Genomic DNA, 22,083 nt, shown 5'->3' with positions numbered 1-22,083 from the left:
CTCGTAAAATCCATCGAATGAGATGAACTAAATAGAAGTTTCGCTCTATGCTTCTTCCATTATTTCTTCTGGTGTCTCAAATGTCATTTTCCCAAGTTTACCAGCGCGAAGTTCACGAAGAACAAGTTCTGATGTTTTATCATAATCAACAAGTCCTCCGCCCATTAAACAGCCTCTATTTTTTCCAATCGCATCAAATAGCTCTACAATATCTTCTGGAATTTCATTTAACTTATAACGCTCTTTCAAACGTTCGGGATAATGTTTCTCCATAAAGCGAAGTGCATACACAACCACATCTTGCAAATTTAAAATAGAATCCTTAATCGCTCCAGTCGTTGCGAGACGAAGTCCAACCATTTCATCCTCAAATTTTGGCCATAAAATACCTGGTGTATCTAATAGTTCCATTTCTTTTCCTACTTTAATCCATTGCTGTGCTGTTGTTACGCCTGGACGATCGCCCGTTTTAGCAATATTTTTCTTCGCTAATTTATTAATTAATGTCGATTTTCCAACGTTTGGAATACCAACAATTAAAGCACGAATTGCTCTTGGTTTAATACCTTTTGCTATCATTTTATCAAATTTTTCTTTCACAAGTTCTTTACAAGCCGCTGTAATTTCTTTCATACCTTGTCCAGCTTGCGCGTTAATAGAGATTGCTTTATGGCCTTTTTCTCCAAAATAAGCGATCCATTCTTTTGTTACACGATCATCTGCCATATCCGCTTTATTTAAAACAACAAGTCTTGGCTTGTGCGTAATAATTTCATCAATCATTGGATTTCGTGATGATAATGGCAACCTTGCATCAACAAGTTCAATTACCACATCGATTAATTTTAATTTCTCTGTTACTTGGCGCCTTGCTTTAGCCATATGACCAGGAAACCATTGAATTACCATATTTCCACCTTCTTTTCTACATTCATTTTACAATACGTGCATCTTTTAACGGCCAATACAATATATTAGCTTTCCCAATTACCTGGTCTATTGAAATCGTTCCAATTGTACGACTATCCTTACTAAAACGGCGATTATCTCCTAATACAAATAATTCTCCTTTTGGAACTGTTGTCTTCCCTGTAATTTCTTCAAGCTTAAAATCATACGTTAATGGACCATCAGCAAGCTGCTTTTTCTGCTTCTCTAAATACGGCTCCTCATACGGCTTTCCGTTAATATAGAGTGTGTCATTTCGATATTCTATCTGATCACCAGGCAAACCAATAATACGTTTAATGTAATCTTTATCTTCTGTCGCTTGAAACACAATGATATCAAAGCGTTTTGGTTCTCCAATGTGATAACCTATTTTATTGACAATCATACGATCACGATCATGAAGAGTCGGTGCCATAGATACACCATCTACAAGAATCGGTGCAAAGAAAAACTGTCTAATAATCCAAGCTAAGACAACAGCAATCAAAATAGCTTTTGTCCATTCCCAAAGCGTACTTTTTTGTTTCGTCATGCGATTCCCCTCCACGGTTATGTAAGCTGTTTATTATATGTAAGTAAAAACACAGCTAGATTGGAAAAAGGGAGCTTGCAAATACAAGCTCCCATACATGTCTTATCGAATTTCTTTAATACGTGCTTTTTTACCGCGAAGGTTACGTAAGTAGTACAACTTAGCACGACGTACTTTACCACGGCGAAGTACTTCGATTTTCGCGATTCTTGGCGTGTGAACTGGGAATGTACGTTCAACACCTACACCGTAAGAAATCTTACGAACTGTGAATGTTTCGCTAATTCCGCCACCACGACGTTTAATTACAACACCTTCAAAAATCTGAATTCTCTCACGAGTACCCTCTACTACTTTTACGTGTACGCGTAAAGTGTCACCAGGACGGAATGAAGGTAAATCAGTTTTTAATTGATTTTTTGTAATTTCTGCGATTAATTGTTGCATATTCAATTCTCTCCTTCCAAACAGATGCTCATACAAAGTCATTTCATAAATTGCAGCGGAACACCGTTGTTAACGGCTACTCTCTATAAGTAGCACAAGTGTTATAATAGCATATTGCTCAGTTTGTTGCAATAGCATTTTTTACTTCTTTTCTTTAAATTCTGCTAACCATTTTTCCTCTTGTTTAGATAAACTACGTTCCCCTAATAAATCAGGGCGACGCATAAAGGTACGGCGCAATGATTCTTTTTGACGCCATTCTTCAATATATTTATGATTTCCAGACAGAAGTACATCTGGTACTTTCATTCCACGAAAATCCGCTGGTCTTGTATAATGCGGATGTTCTAGTAACCCTGTACTAAATGAATCTTCTATTTGTGATTGTTCATTTCCTAAAACATCAGGTAATAAGCGGACAACACTATCTGTAATAACCATAGATGCCAATTCTCCGCCTGTTAATACATAATCACCTATTGAAATTTCATCGGTTACAAGATGCTCACGAACACGCTCATCATACCCTTCGTAATGGCCACAAATGAAAATTAGATGTTCTTCTTCAGCTAATTCTTCAGCTTTTTTTTGGGTAAAACGCTCTCCTTGCGGACACATTAACACAACGCGTGGTTTACGTTCCGTTTCCTTTGTTAACTCTTCTACCGCATCGAAAATGGGTTGTGGTGTTAATACCATTCCAGCTCCGCCGCCGTACGGGTAATCATCCACACTATTATGTTTATTAGTTGAATAATCACGAAAATTAACAACTCTTAGCTGCACTGCTTCTTTTTCTTGTGCTTTTTTTAATATAGAAGAACCAAATACACCTGTAAACATTTCTGGAAACAATGTTAAAATATCAATTTTCATTACAGTAATCCTTCCATCACATGAATGGTCACAAGCTGTTCATTGATGTTTACTTGTAAGACAACTTCCTCAATATACGGAATTAAAATATCTTGGCCTTTTGGCTGTTTAATGACCCAAACGTCGTTTGCGCCAGGAGAAAGAATTTCTTTAATTGTACCAATTGTCTCTCCGTCTTCTGTTACAACTGTACAACCAATAATTTCATGATAATAATACTCTCCTTCAGCCAATTCTCCAAGCTGGTCCTCTGGGACTTTTAATAAAGAACCTTTCCACTGTTCTACTTCATTTACATTGTTATAGCCTTCGAATGTCAATAAATCAAAAGACTTATGACTACGATGAGAAGTAATCTTTACAGCTAATGGCTCAGCGCCCTTCTCTTGCCATATGTATAATATGTTTCCTATTTTATAACGCTCTTCTGGAAAATCTGTACGCGAAACGACACGCACTTCTCCTCTAACACCGTGAGTATTTACAATTTTTCCTACATTAAACCATTTCGTCATAAACAGCACGTCACCCCTGTTCGTTATATGTCGTTAGCATCTCCATTCTCTTTGCTGAAGATGCGATTTATCTTAAAATGTTAAAAAAGGGTGAGGAACAGATCCTCGCCCTTTTTATACTTATTGAATTTCCAGCGTGACTTTTTCATTTTGATGATGTCCCGCTGCATATAAGATCGTTCGAATTGCTTTTGCAACTCGCCCTTGTTTCCCAATGACTTTACCCACATCCTCAGGATGTACGGTTAATCGATACTTCATCTCTCCGTTGTACAGTTCCTGTGTAACCTTTACATCTTCAGGATGATCCACAAGGGGTTTAACAATTGTTTCGATTAACCCTGACATAGCCATTGCTTCAATTACTTACCTTGTTTAGATAAGTGGAATTTCTCCATGATGCCTTGCTTAGAGAATAGGTTACGAACTGTATCAGATGGTTTCGCACCGTTTCCTAACCATTTTAATGCTGCTTCTTCATTAATTTTAACTTCAGCTGGCTGAGCAACTGGATTGTAAGTTCCGATTTCCTCGATGAAACGTCCGTCACGAGGAGAACGAGAATCTGCAACAACTACACGATAGAAAGGAGATTTTTTAGCTCCCATACGTTTTAAACGAATTTTAACTGCCATTTATAAAGCACCTCCGAATATATTTCACACAGATAATAATATTAGCAAAAAGAGTGACCCTTTGTAAAGTATAATTTCTTAACAGAGCCATCTTTTTTTCCTTACATAAATGGAAACTTCAAACCACCTAGTCCTTTTTTCTTACCTTTTTGCATACCAGACATCGTTTTCATCATCTTTTTCATATCTTCAAATTGCTTCAAAAGACGATTGATCTCTTGCACAGTTGTACCACTACCTTTAGCAATACGTTTCTTACGACTAGCGTTAATGATTTCCGGTTGTTCACGCTCTAATTTTGTCATCGAGCGAATAATCGCTTCGATGTGTCCGATTTGCTTTTCATCAACTTGGACATTTTTTAATCCTTTAATTTTCCCAGCACCAGGAAGCATATTTAATAGCTCATCAAGTGGTCCTAATTGACGCACTTGTCCTAATTGCTCTAGAAAATCATCCAACGTAAAGGAAAGTGTGCGCATTTTTTGCTCAAGTTCTCTTGCCTTTTCTTCATCAACTGTCGCCTGCGCCTTTTCAATTAACGTCAGAACATCACCCATACCTAAAATACGCGATGCCATGCGTTCTGGATGAAATACCTCTAGTGCATCTAATTTCTCACCCATACCAGCAAATTTAATCGGTGTGTTTGTAACAGCTTTAATAGATAGTGCTGCACCTCCGCGCGTATCACCATCTAATTTCGTTAATACAACACCTGTTAAACCTAGCTGTTCATGGAAACTTTGCGCAACGTTTACCGCATCTTGTCCTGTCATTGCATCAACAACAAGGAAAATTTCATCCGGCTTTGTTACTTCTTTCACTTGTGCTAATTCATCCATAAGCTCTTCATCGATATGCAGTCGACCTGCTGTATCAATAAGAACATAATCATGATGATCTTCTTTTGCTTTTGCAATTGCTTGCTTTGCGATTTCAACAGGACTTACTTTGTCTCCTAAAGAGAAAACTGGCATATCCAATTGCTTACCGAGTGTTTCAAGCTGTTTAATTGCCGCTGGACGATAAATGTCAGCTGCAACAAGCATCGGTTTCCGATTATGCTTTTTACGAAGTAAATTCGCAAGTTTACCTGTTGTCGTCGTTTTACCCGCACCTTGCAATCCAACCATCATAATAACGGTTGGCGGACGGTTAGAGACAGCAATTTTACTCTGCTGGCCGCCCATTAATTCTGTAAGTTCTTCCTGTACCACTTTAATAACTTGCTGTCCAGGCGTTAAACTTTTCATTACATCTTGTCCGACAGCACGCTCAGACACACGTTTAACAAAATCTTTTACTACTTTAAAGTTAACGTCTGCTTCCAAAAGAGCAAGACGAACTTCTCTCATCATTTCTTTTACGTCGGCTTCAGATACTTTCCCTTTACCGCGAATTTTTTGCATTGTCTGTTGAAGTCGGTCGGCTAATCCTTCAAATGCCATATTGCCGCCCTCCTAATCTAAATTTTCGATAGCTTCAACAACTTGTTTTACTTGTTCATCTACATGCTCTTCTTCGCTGATTAGCTGCTTTAACTTTGCAACAAGTTGCTGCCTTTCTTGAAACTTTTGAAGTAATAATAACTTTTCTTCATATTCTTCAAGCATCGCTTCTGTCCGTTTAATGTTATCATACACTGCTTGGCGGCTTACTTCAAATTCTTCTGCAATTTCACCAAGCGATAGATCATCGAGATAGTAAAGTGACATATAACTTCTTTGTTTTGGCGTTAACAACGATTGATAAAAATCAAACAAATAATTCATTCTCGTTGTTTTTTCGAGCATGTTGAATCACCCTTTGTTAAGTGAATTACCTTTACATGAATTAGTTTACATGGAGAGTAAATGTGTGTCAAGTTTTTTTCTTAACAACTTAATTTAAATTCAAAAAGAAAGAGCGATAAACACCGCTCCCTCTTTTTCTACTTATTCCACTGCTGTTTCTACAAGGTCCGCAAATAATCCATATACATATTGTTCTGGATCAAATGCTTGCAAGTCATCCATTTGTTCTCCCAGACCAACAAATTTCACCGGTACATCCATCTCATTACGAATCGCCAATACAATTCCACCTTTAGCAGTTCCGTCCAATTTTGTTAGGACAATACCCGTTACATTTGTTGCCTCACGGAATGTCTTCGCTTGGCTTAAACCATTTTGTCCTGTTGTTGCATCAATGACAAGTAGTACTTCATGAGGAGCACCAGGAACTTCACGTTCAATTACACGTTTTACTTTCTCTAACTCTTTCATTAAGTTGACTTTGTTTTGCAAACGTCCCGCTGTATCACATAACAAAACATCAACTTTTCGCGATTTTGCAGCTTGAATTGCATCATACATAACAGCTGCTGGGTCAGAACCTGATCCTTGTTTAATTACATCTACACCAACACGTTCCCCCCACACTTCTAGCTGCTCGATTGCACCAGCACGGAATGTGTCGCCAGCTGCCAATAATACAGATTTTCCATCTGATTTAAATTTATGTGCCATTTTTCCAATAGTCGTTGTTTTTCCAACACCGTTTACCCCGACAAATAAAATAACTGTCAATGCGTTTTCTTGCACATTTAATTCATTATTAAAATTACCGTCACCTTTATAAATCTCAACTAATTTTTCAGAGATAACAGCTTGCACTTCTTTTGGGTCTTGAATATTACGATGCTTCACTTCGTCTCTTAATTGGTCAATTAACTCCATTACTGTGGACACACCCACGTCCGCACCAATTAAAATTTCCTCTAACTCTTCGAAGAACTCTTCGTCAACTTTACGATAACGATATACTAAATCATTTACTTTTTCAGCAAAAGAGTTTCTCGTTTTCTCTAAACCTTGTTTAAACTTCTCTGTTACCGTATCTGTTTGCTTCGAAATTTTTTCTTTTAATTTTTTAAAAAAACTCATTCTTTCCCATCCTTCCTATTTGCTCGTAACAAGCTCTTCTCCATCATCCAAACGAACGGAAACAAGCTTGGACACACCAGACTCTTGCATCGTTACACCGTATAATACATCAGATTCTTCCATCGTACCCTTTCGATGTGTAATAACAATAAACTGCGTTTCATTACTAAATTTTTTCAAATACTGCGCAAAACGAGCAACATTTGCTTCATCTAGTGCAGCTTCAACTTCATCTAGCACACAAAACGGTACAGGACGAACTTTTAAAATACCAAATAGCAACGCAATGGCTGTCAATGCTCGTTCTCCTCCAGAAAGAAGACCTAAATTTTGTAACTTTTTCCCTGGCGGTTGTGCAACAATATCAATTCCTGTATTTAATAAATCTTTCGGGTTTGTCATAACTAAATCTGCACGCCCACCGCCAAATAATTCACTAAATACAAACTGGAATTCTGTGCGAATTGCTTCGAACGTATAAGAAAAACGTTTTTTCATTTCTTCATCCATTTCGTCAATTACTTGATGCAACGTTGTTTTCGCTTCTTGCAAATCATCCCGTTGCTCTAATAAGAACGTATGACGCTCAGATACCCGCTCAAATTCATCAATGGCACCTATATTTACTGTACCGAGTTCTTCAATGGATAATTTAATTAATTTCACTTTTTTACGAGCTTCCTCGCTAGACATTGTCATCGTATATTTTTGTTTTGCAGCTTCAAAAGAAATGGTATACGTTTCCCGTAAATGTTGCAAGCGATTTTCTAACTCCACGTCTAAACGATTTATTTTCACTTCTTGATCTTTTAATACATCAAGCAAATATTTATGCCTACGTTTTGCTTCTTTTACCTCTAACTCTAGATGTTCTAATCGCCCTTGTAAATCAAGACGTTGTTCACGGCGTGAGCTAATTAATTCCACAGTTTGATTTCTATCATGCGTTTTCTTTTCAATCATACTTGTAATTTGTTCTTCGCCGCTAGAATTCGATGTCATTTCTTGTTTTAAGAATGCTAAATCTTCTTTTGTCTTTATAAGATTCTTTTTCGTTTCATCTCGTTCTTTTGTAAGGCGTTCTACTGTCTCTTTTTGGTTTGATAATCGTTGTTGCTCTTCAGCTGCTTGTACTTTTAGCTCTGTAATCTCTTTCTGTACTTTTTCCTTCGAAGAATGCTGCTCGCTCTTTTGTTTTGTTAACTCTGTAATCGTTATATCGAGTTGCATAATTTTTTCTTGCAGCTCAGTAAGCGTTTCTTCTATCTCAGTTTTTCGCCCTTGTATCTTTGCTTGATCTTGCAAAAATCCTTCTAGCTCTAAATCATAAATAGATAAACGCTCTTTAATGCGATGTTCTTCTAGCTCTAACTGATTCATTTCTTCTTTGTACTTTTGTTCGTCTACACGCTTTTCATCAATATATTGTCGAAGTTCCTTCAACTTCACTTCTTTTTCTTGTATTTCTTGTTTTAGCGCTCTAACATAGTTCTCTAGCTTCTCAGTCTTTTCTTCCATATCTATCAACTTTTCATTCCACTCTTCCAATTCTCGTTGACGTCCTAATAAAGAAGAATTTGTTTGCTTCACAGCACCGCCTGTCATTGAACCTCCTGGATTTACAAGATCTCCTTCTAATGTAACAATACGATAACGATACTGCAGCTGCTTTGCTAATTCATTTGCTCCTCTTAAATCATGGGCAACTATTACTGTACCTAATAAATTTGTAATCACATTTCCATATTTATTATCATACTGTACAAGCTCCGAAGCTATCCCTATAAATGAAGGATGCTGGTTTATAATACGAAGTTGCTCTATATTAAGCGCTCTGCCTTTTATAACACTTTGTGGTAAAAAAGTCGCACGGCCATGGCGATTTTGCTTTAAGAATGTAATTGCACGGCGCGCATGTTCTTCTGTTTGTACAACCACATGCTGCATTGCTGCTCCAAGTGCAATTTCCATCGCCACTTCATATTTTTTCGGTACAGTAAGAAGCTCTGCAATCGCACCTTCAATACCATGCAACTTGCTGTCACGCGCCTTTAATACTTCACGGACACCTTGATAAAAGCCCGAATAATCTTCTTGCATTTCTTCAAGCATTTCTTTACGAGAACGAGCTTGCTGAACATATTGATATGCTTGATACAGCTTGGTCTCATTTTCACTATATTGCTCTTTACATTTCCCAAGCGTAGCTTCCGTTTGCTGCATGCTCGACAACAGATTTGTGATTTGATCTTTTATATGTTCATATTTTTCAACAAAAGTTGATTTTTGCTGTGCAATCGCTATGCCCATCTGCACATATTTTTCATTTTCTTTATCAAGACGCTGATTTTTGAAATCTCGCTGTTTAAATTGTTCCTCTAACATAGAAAGTTCATTTCGATAGCTAGCTTGTTGATTTAAAAGTTCAATATAATCACCTTTTAAATGTTCAATTTTCTCATCCAAATTTTGTTCATATGTAGACAACAATTGTTCGCTGTCATGTAACTTCTGTTCTAACTCTTTCACATGACTTGCTAATTTTATTAATTCCCCTGTTCCTTGCATGGCACTTCCTTCATATGCAGAAACTTTTTCTGTTAATTCATGAATGAGTGTTTCTAACTGCGCACAATGTGTTGTTGCATTGCGCTTTCTTTCTTTCAGCAGTTCACGTTGTCCCTCTAACTTTTCAAGTTCTTTACTAGAAAGAAGAAGAACCTCTTGTAAAGATTGAACAGACTCATCAATAGCTTGTACATTTCCACGTACTTCTTCTAAATCCGCTTCATTTTTTTGAAGCAGTGTCGATAACTCCACTTCTTCATCTTTGTTATGTTCAAACTGCTCACGAAGCGCTTCCCATTTTTCATGTAATTCTTCAATTTCATACACAATTAATGCCGCTTCGACTTTTTCTAGTTCATCTTTTTTCTCTAGATAATCTTTCGCAATAGAAGCTTGTCTTTCAAGAGGTTCTACTTGTGTACTTAATTCATGAATAATATCTTCTACACGATTTAAATTATCTTGTGCCTCTGCTAATTTCCCTTCTGCTTTCTTCTTGCGAATTTTATATTTCAACACACCAGCCGCTTCTTCAAAAACACTACGGCGGTCTTCTGCTTTACTACTTAAAATTTCTTCCACTTTACCTTGACTAATAATAGAAAACGCTTCACGCCCCATACCGGAGTCCATGAATAAATCAACAATATCTTTTAAACGACAAGACTGTTTATTAATAAGAAATTCACTGTCCCCAGAACGATATACTCGTCTCGTTACGCTTACTTCGTTATATTCAATTGGTAAACGTTGGTCCTCATTATTTAATGTTAATGTTACTTCTGCAATATTTAACGCTTTACGTGTATCACTTCCAGAAAAAATAATATCTTCCATTTTCGCACCGCGCAGCGACTTTACAGATTGTTCACCAAGTACCCAACGAATTGCATCTGTAATATTACTTTTCCCGCTTCCATTTGGACCTACTACAGACGTTACGCCTGGTACAAAGTCAATCGAAACACGTTCCGCAAAAGATTTAAATCCAACTATCTCTAACCGCTTTAAAAACACGAAAGGCTTTCCCCCTTTATGCACAAGGAATCCCCCTAAGTATAAGGGGGATTCGCTATAAGTGCTCTTTTAATTTTTCCAACGCTTCTTGGGCAGCATGCTGTTCTGCCTCTTTCTTAGACTTCCCACTTCCAAGACCTAATGATTCGCCGTTTAATGTAACGCGCGATACAAATTCTCGATTATGAGCTGGTCCTTTTTCTTGCAGAATTTGATATTCTATATTCCCGCTACCATCACGCTGAATTAACTCTTGGAGTTGACTTTTAAAATCCATCACATGAGAAAAAGCACCTTCATTAATTTTCGGATAAACAACTGTTTTTAAAAATCCCCATACCTTGTCCAAACCTTGGTCCAGGTAAAGTGCGCCAACAAACGCTTCAAAGACATCCGCTAATAACGCTGGACGTTCACGCCCTCCTGTCATTTCCTCTCCTTTTCCTAAAAGGACAAGATTTCCAAATGATAGCTCATTTGCAAAACGAACGAGAGAAGGTTCACATACAATAGCAGCGCGAAGTTTTGTTAATTCTCCCTCACTCATTGTCGGATATTTTTGAAACAAATATTGCGAAACTGTCAGTTCTAATACCGCATCTCCAAGAAATTCAAGACGCTCGTTATCTTCATGTGGCTTTTTCCGATGCTCATTCACATAGGATGAATGCGTAAATGCTTGAATCAACAACTTTTCATTTGTAAATGTAATACCTATTTTCTCTTGAAACTTTTTAAAAGCCTCTCGATATTTAGCTTCATGCTTCTTATCTCTATACTTTCTGTACGGCATAGGTCCCTCCAGGTATATATGCTGAGAAAGCCCCGTATATAAACGGGACTTCATCAAGCATTATAGATGACTCTCTATGTAAGTCACAGCATCGCCAACAGTAGCAATCTTTTCTGCTTCCTCATCAGAAATTTCCATTTCAAACTCATCTTCTAGTTGCATCACAAGTTCTACTACATCTAGGGAGTCAGCACCTAAATCTTCTTTAAAGTTTGCAGCTGGTGTTACCTCTGTTTCGTCTACTCCTAAACGATCTACGATGATTTTCGTTACACGCTCTAAAACGTCTGCCATATTCATTCACCTCCTTTAAAAAGTATAGACAAACTACTACTTTTTTAAATTCATCCGCTCTTCTCAAGACATTATATTTAATATTGTACAGAAAAACGAGATGAAATCAACCTATTTCTACAGTTTCTTCTCTTACATTACCATGCCGCCGTCAACATGAAGTGTTTGTCCAGTAATATAACGACTCGCATCTGATGCTAAAAAGGCAACTGCATTTGAAATATCTTCTGCTTCTCCAAATTTTGCAATTGGAATTAACTTTAACATTTCGTTCTTCACATCTTCCGCCAATACCTCTGTCATATCTGTTACGATAAATCCAGGAGCGATCGCATTTACTGTAATATTACGACTTGCCAGCTCTTTTGCTGCAGTTTTTGTTAATCCAATTACACCAGCTTTTGCTGCAACGTAATTTGCTTGCCCCGGATTCCCAGTAACACCGACAACAGAAGCGATGTTAATAATGCGCCCATAACGTTGACGCATCATATAACGAGATACAGCCTTTGTACATAAAAAGACACCTTTTAAGTTTGTATTAATAACCGCATCCCATTCTTCCTCTTTCATACGCATTAACAAATTATCTCTCGTAATGCCAGCGTTATTTACAAGAATATCAATTTGGCCAAATGTATCAACAGTTTGTTTTACCATGTCAGCTACTTCTTCGCTACTAGCAACATTTGCTTTTATTGCCATTGCTTCTGAACCTAAATTTTTAATCTCATCAACAACTTCATTTGCTTTCATTTCGTTTCCTGCGTAGTTTACAACTACTTTTGCACCTTGTTTTGCTAAATCTAATGCGATGGCACGGCCGATTCCGCGAGATGCTCCCGTTACTAATGCAACTTTGTCTTTTAATAACATTAGCCTTCTCCTCTCAGTTTTGAAATGGTATCTTTCATCGTTTCCTCATCGTATATTGCATATACTTTCGTAGACGGAGCGATTGATTTCATAAGACCAGCTAAAACTTTTCCAGGTCCAATTTCAATAAATGTATCTACGCCAAGCTCCACCATACGTTCAATGGATGGGTACCATAATACAGGGGAATAAAGTTGCTCAATTAACTTTTCTTGAATGTCTTCTTTACGCGTAATGCAATCTGCCGTTACATTTGCAATAACTGGAATTTCCGCATCCTCGATCTTAATTTCATTTAGCACACCTCGAAACTTCTCAGCTGCCGGTTTCATAAGTGATGAATGGAATGGACCGCTAACACGCAGTGGAATTGCACGCTTTGCACCGTTTTCTTTCGCTCTTTCTGAAGCTAATTCTACACCTTGTTTTGTACCAGAAATTACAATTTGCTTTGTGCTATTCATGTTCGCAACTTGAACAGGATAACCTTCACGCGTTACTTCTTCAGTTACCCGCTTTAACATATCAGGATCTGCTCCCATAATAGCCGCCATTGCACCTTCACCACTTGGCACAGCTTCTTCCATGTATTCACCACGTTTTCTTACAGCGTATACACCGTCTTCAAATGACATAGCACCTGCTGCCACTAGTGCGCTATACTCACCTAAACTATGTCCTGCAACATAGTCAGGTGTAATATCGTACTGTTCCAACACCTTTAAAATCGCAATACTTGTTGTTAACAATGCCGGCTGTGCGTTAGTCGTTAACGTCAATGTTTCTTGAGGACCCTCAAAAATAAGTGATGAGAGAGAATCTTTTAAAATCTCATCAGCCTGATGAAATACTTTTGCAACCTCTTCATAACTTTCTGCTAATTGTTTTCCCATTCCAACTGCTTGTGAACCTTGTCCCGGAAAAAGAAATGCTAGTTTTCCCATTTCAAACCCTCCTCATTATTGAAGCGGTTCCTCCTCCATTACGCTCGTAATAGTAGGAATAACTTCCTTCGCTACCATTTCTCGAGTTTGACGAATCGCACTAAAAATCGACTGGTCATTAGAAGAACCATGCGCTTTGATGACAGGAGCTTTCAATCCAAATAAAGCAGCTCCTCCATATTCTGAATAATCCATTTTATCTTTTAACACCCTAAGTTTTGGTTTTAATACGCTTGCCGCTAGCTTGCTTGTAAATGAACTCATCAATTGCTCTTTTAGCATAGAGAATAATGCAATTGCAGTCCCCTCTAACGTTTTAAGGGTAACATTTCCAGTAAATCCGTCACAAACAACCACATCAGCTACACCTTGTAATAAGTCTCGTGATTCTACATTTCCAACAAAGTTAAGCGGTGCATCTTTTAGCATTGCAAAGACTTGTTTAGAAAGCTCGTTTCCTTTTCCATCCTCAGTTCCTACATTTAAAAGACCTACGCGAGGATTAGAAATCCCTCTTACTTTCTCTGCATATACAGATCCCATTACAGCATACTGGTATAAATGAATTGCTTTCGCATCGACATTCGCACCAACATCTAGCATAACAAAGCCTTTTCCATCTACTGTTGGCATCGTAGGAGAAAGAGCAGGGCGCTCTATCCCTTCTATACGTCCTACCACAAATAATCCAGCTGCCATAAGAGCCCCTGTATTCCCAGCTGAAATACAAGCGTCAGCGGCACCTTCTTTTACTTGCTGCGCAGCAAGTACCATAGAAGCTTGTTTTTTCCGACGCACTGCTCGTACCGGCTCGTCTGTTCCTTCAATTACTTCCTCTGTGTGCAGCACCGTAATACGCTCTTCACTTGTTAAATACTTACGAATTTCGTCTTCTTTTCCAACTAACGTAATATGTAAATCTGAATATTCTTTAACTGCTTTCATTGCTCCAAGTACGACAGATTTCGGCGCATGATCGCCGCCCATTGCATCTATTGCGATTCTCATAAATTACTACCTTCCTCACTATAATTACTAGATCGATACATTTCAAAAGTGCCTGTAAATACAAGTTCGTCTCCAACAAAACTACGGACTTTGACAACCGTCCGTCCTTTATCATTCTCTACATCTTCAACACGTGCTTTCGCAACAACACGCTCTTCTAATTTTACAGGACGAATATATCGAATGGTAGACTTCGCAGTTAAAGCTAATTCTTCATCAATAACCGCAACAGCTAATGAGTTTGCTTGTGCAAATAAATGATGCCCGCGAGCAATTTGATTACGTTTAAAGACATGTTCTTCTTTCACCTCAAAAATAGAAATCGCATGTCTATCTAATTCTATATCAATAATTTCTCCTACCACTTCATCAAGCGGTAAAGATTTTACATCTTCTTCATGTTGTTTTGTTGCCACATGTTTAATTCGTTCTCGTAATTCTGGAATCGAAAGTTCCATACGATCAAGACGAATTGTTTGAATACTCACTTGAAATTGTTCAGCTAATTCTTCATCCGTAATAAACGGATTTGCTTCTATTGTTTGTTGTAATAACTCTTGTCTTTCTTTTTTCCTTCTCTTTTTCATTCCGCACCATCCATTTTTATGACTAGGTACTAACAGTAGTATATAAGCATTAAATACAGAATGCAACATTTTTTTACGTATTGCGCTTTAATCTAGCTTTTCTCCTTGAAAAACCCCTGATTTCTCTAAATATCTACGCAGCATTTCATACTGTTTACTTTGCCAAAACGCAGTCGAATCAACAAGTAGCGCAGCATCTTGCCTTGCTGTTTCTAACGCTCGATAATCATGTACCATATCAGCTAATTTAAATTCAGGTAAACCACTTTGCTTGCTCCCAAAAAAATCTCCAGGACCACGCAATTCTAAATCTTTTTCCGATAGGACAAATCCATCATTTGTCTCTGTCATAATACGCATACGTTCTTTTCCTGTTTCCGATTTCGGATCAGCAATTAAAATACAATAAGATTGTTCACTGCCACGTCCCACACGACCACGAAGTTGATGAAGTTGCGATAGCCCAAAACGCTCTGCATCATAAATAACCATCGTTGTTGCATTTGGCACATTCACACCAACTTCTACAACCGTTGTCGAAATGAGAATTTGCACTTTATTTTCGCTAAATTGGTGCATTACTTCATCTTTCTCCTGAGAAGAAAGGCGGCCATGCATCAGACCAACTTGAAATTTCCCTTGATAATGATGCGTCAACATACTATGCAAATCAATTGCATTTTGCACATCCAATTTCTCCGATTCTTCAATTAATGGACAAATGACATACGCCTGTCGTCCTTTTTTTACTTCTTTCTCTACAAATCCAAGAACACGTTCAAACATATCATGTTTCGCCCAGTATGTTTCAATGACTTTACGACCCGCCGGCATCTCATCAATAATTGATACATCCATTTCACCAAACGCAGTAATTGCTAATGTACGAGGAATTGGCGTTGCTGTCATAAATAAAACATCAGGATTTTCCCCTTTTTCCCTCAATACACGACGCTGCGCTACACCAAAGCGATGTTGTTCATCCGTAATTACAAGCCCAAGCCTGTGAAATATGACTTCATTTTGAATTAAAGCATGAGTTCCGACGAGAATATCAATTTCTCCTTGTTCTAGTCTAGCTAGTATCTCGCGGCGACGCGCTCCCTTTACAGAGCTTGTTAATAATTCAATATTCATATTAAAATGAGAAAATATAGATACTAACGATTGATAGTGTTGCTCTGCTAAAATTTCTGTCGGTACCATTAATGCCCCTTGATATCCAGCTAATTTCGCTGCATACAAAGCAATTGCAGCCACTACCGTTTTTCCAGAACCTACGTCACCTTGTAGTAAACGATTCATTCGATACGGGGATTCCAAATCTTTCATAATTTCTGTAACAACACGCTGCTGTGCATTCGTTAACGGAAAAGGAAGGGCTCCTATAAACTCTTCTAATTGTTCAAGAGATACGTCTTTTTTTGTTCCCTTCGAACTTTCCCGCTCCATTTTACGAAGTGCCTGCATCTTCAATTGAAACAAGAAAAATTCTTCATATACGAAGCGGCGACGCGCCTGTTTCATATCTTCTTGTCCACTAGGAAAATGTAAAGCATATAGTGCTTTATAACGAGATAATAATTTGTAACGCGACAACAATCCTTCTGGCAACACTTCTTTCACAAAAGAACCATACTCTTTAAACGCCCCCGCAATAAAGCGACGCATTTGTTTTACTGTCAATTTACCCTTAACTGAATATACTGGTTCTACTTCTTGTTGACGAACAACCGGCCCAAAGTGAAGTTCAGATACCGAAATCGTTTGACGATGTTGATCCCATTTTCCAGATATCGTTATCGTTTCATCAATATTTAACTTCTGCTTATAGTAGGGTCGGTTAAAGCATACAGCTGTAATTAAATAGCGCCCAACGAGAACACGTACAGTAAGACGAGATTTCTTTTTTCCATAATATTGTAAAAGAGGTGCACTATGTACCTTTCCCTCCACAGTTACCCGTTCTTCATGTTTAACTTCAGCCAAATCCTTCATCGCATAGTCTTCATAACGATACGGAAAATGCTCTAGTAAATCAGAAACCGTAAAAATCCCCATCTCATTTAGTAATACAGCTGTTTCTTCTCCAATCCCTTTCACATCCGTAATTGGAATTTGCACCACTTCACCCAAGATCTTCACGCCCCGTCAAATCTTATTCCTAACCTTTCATGTATAACGCTCATCTTCTTTACTTGCAGGTTATATCTCAACAATAGATTACATATTTTCATTTTCACTTTGAATATGCAATCACTACCTCTCCTATTCTACCATAGCATCAAGAAAGCATAGTAGTCATTTCACCTTCCCCTAGTCGCATATATATTCATTTTAATTTTCCAACATATAAGTCCTGCTACGCAAAATACAACATGACCGCTACTTGCTTTCTCCTTTTGTTTTAACCTCGCATGTAACAAAAAAGACCCTGACCGTTTCTATGCGTGGACAGTTATCCCCTACCTATCTTCCTTGCTTCTTTCTCAATCTTGAGGTGGGGTCTTACTGCCCACGAATAGCGAGATAAATAAAACCATACCGATGGAAGTTTCACTTTATTCCCCAAAAGAAAGAGAGCCTCACCATATTTATTAGCAAGACCCTCTCATCACTTATATTAGTTCATCTCATTATAGAGTAAGTACATTTTAAACGAAATAAAAATTTATTCTACAGAAAAAATGAAAGAATATAAAGGTTGATTTCCATTATGAACTTCCACTTCTACATCTTCAAATTTTTCTTCTACAAATGTTACTAATTCATCTACTTCTTCTTCTGATGCATCTTCACCCTGTAAAATTGTTAAAATCTCTGCATCTTCATCAAGCATATTTTCTAACAGTTTTTTCGCAGCTGTAATTTTTTCTACATCTGTAGATACAATTTTCCCATCTGCAATGCACATGAAGTCATCTTTATTAATTGTTACACCATCAATTTCTGTATCACGAACCGCATACGTGATTTGGCCTGTTTTCACATGAGCAAGCGCTTCGTTCATTTGCGCTTCGTTTTCTTCAAGAGTTCCTGCTGGATTAAAAGCAAGCATCGCTGCCATACCTTGTGGAACTGTTTTTGAACGAACAACAATTACTTCTTGGTCCACTACAGAAGCTGCTTGCTCTGCAGCCATTACAATATTACCATTGTTCGGTAATATAATAACTTTTTCTGCATTTGCTTCTTCAATCGCTTTTACAATATCTTCTGTACTTGGATTCATCGTTTGACCGCCTTCAATAACTACCTTCGCACCGATGCTTTCAAACAATTCTTTAATACCAGAACCCATTGCCACAGTTATAATTCCATAAGGCTGTTTTTCAGCAGGTTGTTTTACTTCTACATGCATCGCCATAGGCTCATCTAATAAAGCAGTATGTTGTTCACGCATATTTTCTACTTTAATTTTAATTAAGCTTCCATAACGTTGTCCGTAGTTCATCGCATCTCCAGGATGCTCTGCATGAATATGAACTTTTACGATTTCATCATCAGATACAACAAGCAATGAATCACCATACACACTAATCTCTTCACGGAATTTTTGCTCAGAGAAATTATGCTCTTTCATTTTCTCATCGTCTAACTTAACCATAAATTCTGTGCAGTAGCCGTATTTAATATCCTCTGTACTCAATTGGCTTTGTACACTACGGTGATGTTCTGCACGTACCATTTCGTTCATAGATGGTTGTGTTGGCTGATTAGAAGCGATTGTTTCACCCTTTAAGTCCGCTAGAAATCCTTCATAAACGACAACAAGACCTTTCCCACCGCTATCTACAACACCAACTTGCTTTAATACAGGTAATAAATCAGGTGTACGATTTAATGATGCATTCGCTTCTTTCACAACTTCTTCCATAAATAAAACAAAGTCGCGCTGTTTTTTCGCAACTGTGATTGCATGTTTACTCGTTTCCCTTGCAACAGTTAAAATTGTTCCTTCAATTGGCTTCATAACTGCTTTATATGCCGTTTCTACGCCTGCTTCTAACGCATCAGCAAAATCAATTGTTGTTAATTCTTCTTTTTGTTCAATGGATTTCGAAAAACCACGGAACAACTGAGATAAAATAACACCTGAGTTACCACGCGCTCCCATTAATAATCCTTTGGCTAAACTTGTTCCGACTTTACCAGCGTGTTGTGAAGGATTTCCTTTCACTTCGCGCGCACCTGAAGTCATTGATAAGTTCATATTTGTACCCGTATCGCCATCTGGAACTGGAAAAACGTTTAAAGCATCAACAAGTTGAACATTGTTTGTTAAATTATTTGCTCCTTGTATGATCATTTGTGACAAACGTTTTCCATCAATTTTTTGAATTGACACAGTTCTTCCTCCTTAATGCACATTACAAGTTTATTACTTTAACTCCTTGTACGTAGATGTTTACAGAATCTACTGCTAGTCCTACCGTTTGATCTAGTGTATATTTCACTTTCGTTTGGACGTTATGTGCTACCTCTGAAATTTTTGTACCATAGCTCACGATAATATACATATCAATATGTACTTCATCTTCGTCTTTACGAACAATAACGCCTCTAGTGAAGTTTTCTTTTCGTAAAATTTCTGTCAACCCATCTTTTAATTGGTTTTTAGAAGCCATACCGACGATGCCGTAACAGTCTACTGCAGCGCCTCCAGCAATTGTTGCAATTACATCTGTACTAATATCAATTTGACCGTACTTCGTTTTAATTTCAATTGACATCTCGTTTCCCCCTTCTGAAATGGTGAAAGTGAGCTAGACTACTTTATTTACTATCATATAATCTTTTTAAAGAAAATTCCATCGTTCTTTCTTTTCGCTCTCACATTTATATAAAAAATAGCATTTTTTATGGTGAGCAAAATAGTCCATTGTTATTATACAACATATATCACTACAATATGTCAAGTAATTTTTCTTGATTTCAACTTTTAATTCCTTACATATAGTGTCAAGTAATTTTTCTTGATTTCTTTTTTATACACTGTTGCATTCTCTTTTTAGTTGTGTTAAATTATAGTAGTGTTTTTAGCATCGCATAAAAGACTAACATTGAAAATTACGTAGGTTACGGTAGTTAAGGGAGGGAAATATAGATGGCTCGTGTTTGTGCTATTACTGGAAGAAAAGCTCGTTCTGGTAACTCTCGTTCTCACGCAATGAACGCTACAAAACGTAAATGGGGCGCTAACCTTCAAAAAGTTCGCGTACGCATTAACGGTAAAGTTCAACGTGTTTACGTTTCTGCTAGAGCATTAAAATCTGGCAAAATCGAACGTGTTTAATAATAAAAAAGAGAGCCTGTTGGCTCTTTTTTTATTATGCTCATGAAAAAAGCACCGGTAATAGGTGCTTTTTATCCTTTTTTAAAGGTATTCAATACCGCGCGAACAATTCCACCAAGAAATTTCGGTAACTTAATTGTATAAAATCTCATGGTTTCCCTCCTAATCCCATTACTCCACTTGTTTACTATAGACGCCGCAACAAAGGTATTCCTTCAATCAGTGCTTCTTATCACCATTAATATGCCAGAGGTAAATGAAAAAGTACCTTTTTCCGCAACGAGTTCATTACTAATACAAAGTGTCAATCCCCATTTTATCGTTTTATCATTAAGGGGATATTTAAAACCACGAAGTGTAATTCCCGTTACTATTTCTGTCATTGGAACAAAGGATATGTAAGGAAATGATGAATTTTTTTCAATTGTATATGTACCGGATTCCCTAACTGAAATTTCATTTTTATAATCTACAATACTTATATTGATATTGGATTGTAAACCTTTTATTAACATTTGAATGTTTGCTAAACTATGATCCAACCTTCCACCTGTTGCACCAAAAATACGAATTTGTTCTGGTTGTTGCTTTAAAGCCCAGTTAATCGCAATCTCTAAATCAGTTTGATCCTTTTCTTTCGGTACAATATGCAGATCATGTTTCTGCTTTTGCATCCATACTAGTTCCTCTTTTGTAACAGAATCATAATCACCAAACGCTACTTCTGGCATGATTCCAAACTGCAACAAATGGTATACTCCGCGATCAACAGCTGCCCATACAACCTCTTCACTCTCATATTTAGAAAAATCTGCCCAGCACTCTACTGGACCCCCAGCTAAAATATGAATAATCACGTTCTCTCTCCTCCTATAGAAAAAAGGCAATCTGCTAATAGCTAGATTACCTTTTTCTTTTAAACAATATTCCTATCTACTGCTTCCTTTTTATCCCGCTATTTTTGGGCAGTAATACTCCCATCTCAAAATTCAGCGAAAGCATTGTCCAGCTCCAGTGGCTAGAATGTTCGGTGGCTTCGCTTCTTCCTACGAGGTAAAAAACCCCTCTACGTCAGAAGCTCCATCCCCCTCACATTCTGAACGAGCCACTTCCGCTTTTCTTAAAAAGTTAGGTGGGGGATGAAGAAAACCCCCACTGATTAAAGTTTCACTTTATCCGCGAATCGCAGCAATTGCTGCCCCGCGATCTTTTTCATTATATACTGCAGATCCAGCAACGAGAACATTCGCTCCTGCTTCTACACATAATTTTGCTGTTTCTACATTCACGCCGCCATCAACTTCAATCTCTACTTGCAAATTACGTTCACGAATCACATCAGCAACTTGTTTAATTTTCGGCAATACAGAATGAATGAACTTTTGTCCGCCAAATCCTGGATTTACCGTCATAAATAGCACCATATCTACATCTTCTAATACGTGTTCAATCATAGAAACCGGTGTATGTGGATTTAAAACAACACCCGCTTTAATGCCTTGTGATTTAATTAATTGAATTGTACGATGCAAGTGCGGGCAAGCTTCTACATGTACCGTAATAATGTCAGCGCCTGCTTTCGCAAAAGTCTCAATATACTGATCCGGATTTTCAATCATAAGATGAACATCTAATGGTAAAGAGGTAATCGGGCGAATAGCTTCCACAATTAACGGTCCAATTGTAATGTTTGGAACAAAATGTCCGTCCATTACATCGACATGTATGTAATCTGCTCCGCCTTTTTCTACATCTTTAATTTCTTCTCCCAATCTTGAAAAATCTGCTGATAAAATCGATGGTGCAATTTTAATCAT

At 37.6% G+C, this 22,083-nt stretch carries 24 protein-coding genes; 1 reads left to right on the top strand and 23 read right to left on the bottom strand.

What is annotated here, in order from left to right:
* Window positions 1-45: 45 nt before the first annotated feature.
* The 20 genes from ylqF to WAZ07_RS15435 all read right to left on the bottom strand — a co-directional run bounded on the left by ylqF (window position 46) and on the right by WAZ07_RS15435 (window position 19,703).
* Window positions 46-909: a ribosome biogenesis GTPase YlqF gene (gene ylqF / locus WAZ07_RS15530; protein ID WP_336473199.1), complete on the bottom strand. Its 864-nt coding sequence runs from the start codon at window positions 907-909 to the stop codon at window positions 46-48.
* Window positions 910-931: 22 nt separating this feature from the next.
* The gene (gene lepB / locus WAZ07_RS15525; protein ID WP_090912732.1) at window positions 932-1,483 is read right to left on the bottom strand and encodes a signal peptidase I; all 552 of its coding nucleotides are present in this window, start codon (window positions 1,481-1,483) and stop codon (window positions 932-934) included.
* 102 nt (window positions 1,484-1,585) lie between these two features.
* Window positions 1,586-1,930 carry a 50S ribosomal protein L19 gene (gene rplS, locus WAZ07_RS15520; RefSeq protein ID WP_035428999.1) on the bottom strand — a complete coding sequence of 115 codons (345 nt, stop codon included), beginning with the start codon at window positions 1,928-1,930 and terminating at the stop codon, window positions 1,586-1,588.
* A gap of 141 nt (window positions 1,931-2,071) precedes the next feature.
* Entirely contained in the window at window positions 2,072-2,806 is a 735-nt protein-coding gene (gene trmD, locus WAZ07_RS15515; protein WP_336473198.1) for a tRNA (guanosine(37)-N1)-methyltransferase TrmD, read from the bottom strand.
* Complete coding sequence (gene rimM / locus WAZ07_RS15510) at window positions 2,806-3,321, bottom strand: ribosome maturation factor RimM (RefSeq protein WP_336473197.1); 516 nt, start codon at window positions 3,319-3,321, stop codon at window positions 2,806-2,808. Before rimM ends, trmD begins: the two co-directional genes overlap by 1 nt.
* Before the next feature lie 120 nt (window positions 3,322-3,441).
* The gene (locus tag WAZ07_RS15505; protein WP_090913677.1) at window positions 3,442-3,669 is read right to left on the bottom strand and encodes a KH domain-containing protein; all 228 of its coding nucleotides are present in this window, start codon (window positions 3,667-3,669) and stop codon (window positions 3,442-3,444) included.
* A 14-nt stretch (window positions 3,670-3,683) separates the two neighbouring features.
* A complete protein-coding gene (rpsP, locus tag WAZ07_RS15500; RefSeq protein WP_090912726.1) occupies window positions 3,684-3,956 on the bottom strand; it encodes a 30S ribosomal protein S16 in 273 nt (90 codons plus the stop codon).
* A 101-nt stretch (window positions 3,957-4,057) separates the two neighbouring features.
* Window positions 4,058-5,407 (bottom strand): signal recognition particle protein, encoded by a 1,350-nt coding sequence (gene ffh, locus WAZ07_RS15495; RefSeq protein WP_090912724.1) that lies wholly within the window; start codon window positions 5,405-5,407, stop codon window positions 4,058-4,060.
* Between the two features lie 12 nt (window positions 5,408-5,419).
* Window positions 5,420-5,752: a putative DNA-binding protein gene (locus WAZ07_RS15490; protein WP_020059181.1), complete on the bottom strand. Its 333-nt coding sequence runs from the start codon at window positions 5,750-5,752 to the stop codon at window positions 5,420-5,422.
* A gap of 141 nt (window positions 5,753-5,893) precedes the next feature.
* On the bottom strand, window positions 5,894-6,883 hold the full coding sequence (gene ftsY, locus WAZ07_RS15485; protein ID WP_336473196.1) for a signal recognition particle-docking protein FtsY: 990 nt from the start codon (window positions 6,881-6,883) through the stop codon (window positions 5,894-5,896).
* Window positions 6,884-6,898: 15 nt separating this feature from the next.
* Window positions 6,899-10,468 (bottom strand): chromosome segregation protein SMC, encoded by a 3,570-nt coding sequence (gene smc, locus WAZ07_RS15480; protein WP_336473281.1) that lies wholly within the window; start codon window positions 10,466-10,468, stop codon window positions 6,899-6,901.
* Window positions 10,469-10,523: 55 nt separating this feature from the next.
* Window positions 10,524-11,261: a ribonuclease III gene (gene rnc, locus WAZ07_RS15475; protein WP_090912720.1), complete on the bottom strand. Its 738-nt coding sequence runs from the start codon at window positions 11,259-11,261 to the stop codon at window positions 10,524-10,526.
* Window positions 11,262-11,321: 60 nt separating this feature from the next.
* A complete protein-coding gene (acpP, locus tag WAZ07_RS15470) occupies window positions 11,322-11,555 on the bottom strand; it encodes an acyl carrier protein (protein WP_020059185.1) in 234 nt (77 codons plus the stop codon).
* Between the two features lie 132 nt (window positions 11,556-11,687).
* Window positions 11,688-12,431: a 3-oxoacyl-[acyl-carrier-protein] reductase gene (fabG, locus tag WAZ07_RS15465; protein ID WP_336473195.1), complete on the bottom strand. Its 744-nt coding sequence runs from the start codon at window positions 12,429-12,431 to the stop codon at window positions 11,688-11,690.
* A complete protein-coding gene (gene fabD, locus WAZ07_RS15460; protein ID WP_336473194.1) occupies window positions 12,431-13,375 on the bottom strand; it encodes an ACP S-malonyltransferase in 945 nt (314 codons plus the stop codon). The genes fabG and fabD overlap by 1 nt, the downstream gene beginning before the upstream one ends.
* Before the next feature lie 15 nt (window positions 13,376-13,390).
* Window positions 13,391-14,383: a phosphate acyltransferase PlsX gene (gene plsX / locus WAZ07_RS15455; protein WP_336473193.1), complete on the bottom strand. Its 993-nt coding sequence runs from the start codon at window positions 14,381-14,383 to the stop codon at window positions 13,391-13,393.
* Entirely contained in the window at window positions 14,380-14,970 is a 591-nt protein-coding gene (gene fapR / locus WAZ07_RS15450; RefSeq protein WP_090913673.1) for a transcription factor FapR, read from the bottom strand. The genes plsX and fapR overlap by 4 nt, the downstream gene beginning before the upstream one ends.
* Before the next feature lie 87 nt (window positions 14,971-15,057).
* On the bottom strand, window positions 15,058-17,106 hold the full coding sequence (gene recG, locus WAZ07_RS15445) for an ATP-dependent DNA helicase RecG (RefSeq protein ID WP_336473192.1): 2,049 nt from the start codon (window positions 17,104-17,106) through the stop codon (window positions 15,058-15,060).
* 535 nt (window positions 17,107-17,641) lie between these two features.
* On the bottom strand, window positions 17,642-19,318 hold the full coding sequence (locus tag WAZ07_RS15440; protein ID WP_336473191.1) for a DAK2 domain-containing protein: 1,677 nt from the start codon (window positions 19,316-19,318) through the stop codon (window positions 17,642-17,644).
* Between the two features lie 22 nt (window positions 19,319-19,340).
* Window positions 19,341-19,703, bottom strand: coding sequence for an Asp23/Gls24 family envelope stress response protein (locus tag WAZ07_RS15435; protein WP_000021111.1), 363 nt, complete (start codon window positions 19,701-19,703; stop codon window positions 19,341-19,343).
* 374 nt (window positions 19,704-20,077) lie between these two features.
* Between WAZ07_RS15435 and rpmB the strand changes: the two genes are divergently transcribed.
* Window positions 20,078-20,266, top strand: a complete 189-nt coding sequence (gene rpmB, locus WAZ07_RS15430) for a 50S ribosomal protein L28 (protein WP_012094952.1) — start codon at window positions 20,078-20,080, stop codon at window positions 20,264-20,266.
* A 71-nt stretch (window positions 20,267-20,337) separates the two neighbouring features.
* On the opposite strand, the gene spoVM is transcribed toward rpmB, so the two are convergent.
* The 3 genes from spoVM to rpe all read right to left on the bottom strand — a co-directional run bounded on the left by spoVM (window position 20,338) and on the right by rpe (window position 22,083).
* On the bottom strand, window positions 20,338-20,418 hold the full coding sequence (gene spoVM / locus WAZ07_RS15425) for a stage V sporulation protein SpoVM (protein WP_020059192.1): 81 nt from the start codon (window positions 20,416-20,418) through the stop codon (window positions 20,338-20,340).
* A 63-nt stretch (window positions 20,419-20,481) separates the two neighbouring features.
* Complete coding sequence (locus WAZ07_RS15420; RefSeq protein ID WP_336473190.1) at window positions 20,482-21,123, bottom strand: thiamine diphosphokinase; 642 nt, start codon at window positions 21,121-21,123, stop codon at window positions 20,482-20,484.
* A gap of 315 nt (window positions 21,124-21,438) precedes the next feature.
* Window positions 21,439-22,083 carry a ribulose-phosphate 3-epimerase gene (gene rpe, locus WAZ07_RS15415; protein WP_090912706.1) on the bottom strand — a complete coding sequence of 215 codons (645 nt, stop codon included), beginning with the start codon at window positions 22,081-22,083 and terminating at the stop codon, window positions 21,439-21,441.

The organism is Bacillus bruguierae (assembly GCF_037104725.1).
In the GTDB taxonomy this organism is placed as follows: Bacteria; Bacillota; Bacilli; order Bacillales; family Bacillaceae_G; genus Bacillus_A; species Bacillus_A bruguierae.
This window is presented reverse-complemented; position numbering and strand designations above follow the sequence as displayed.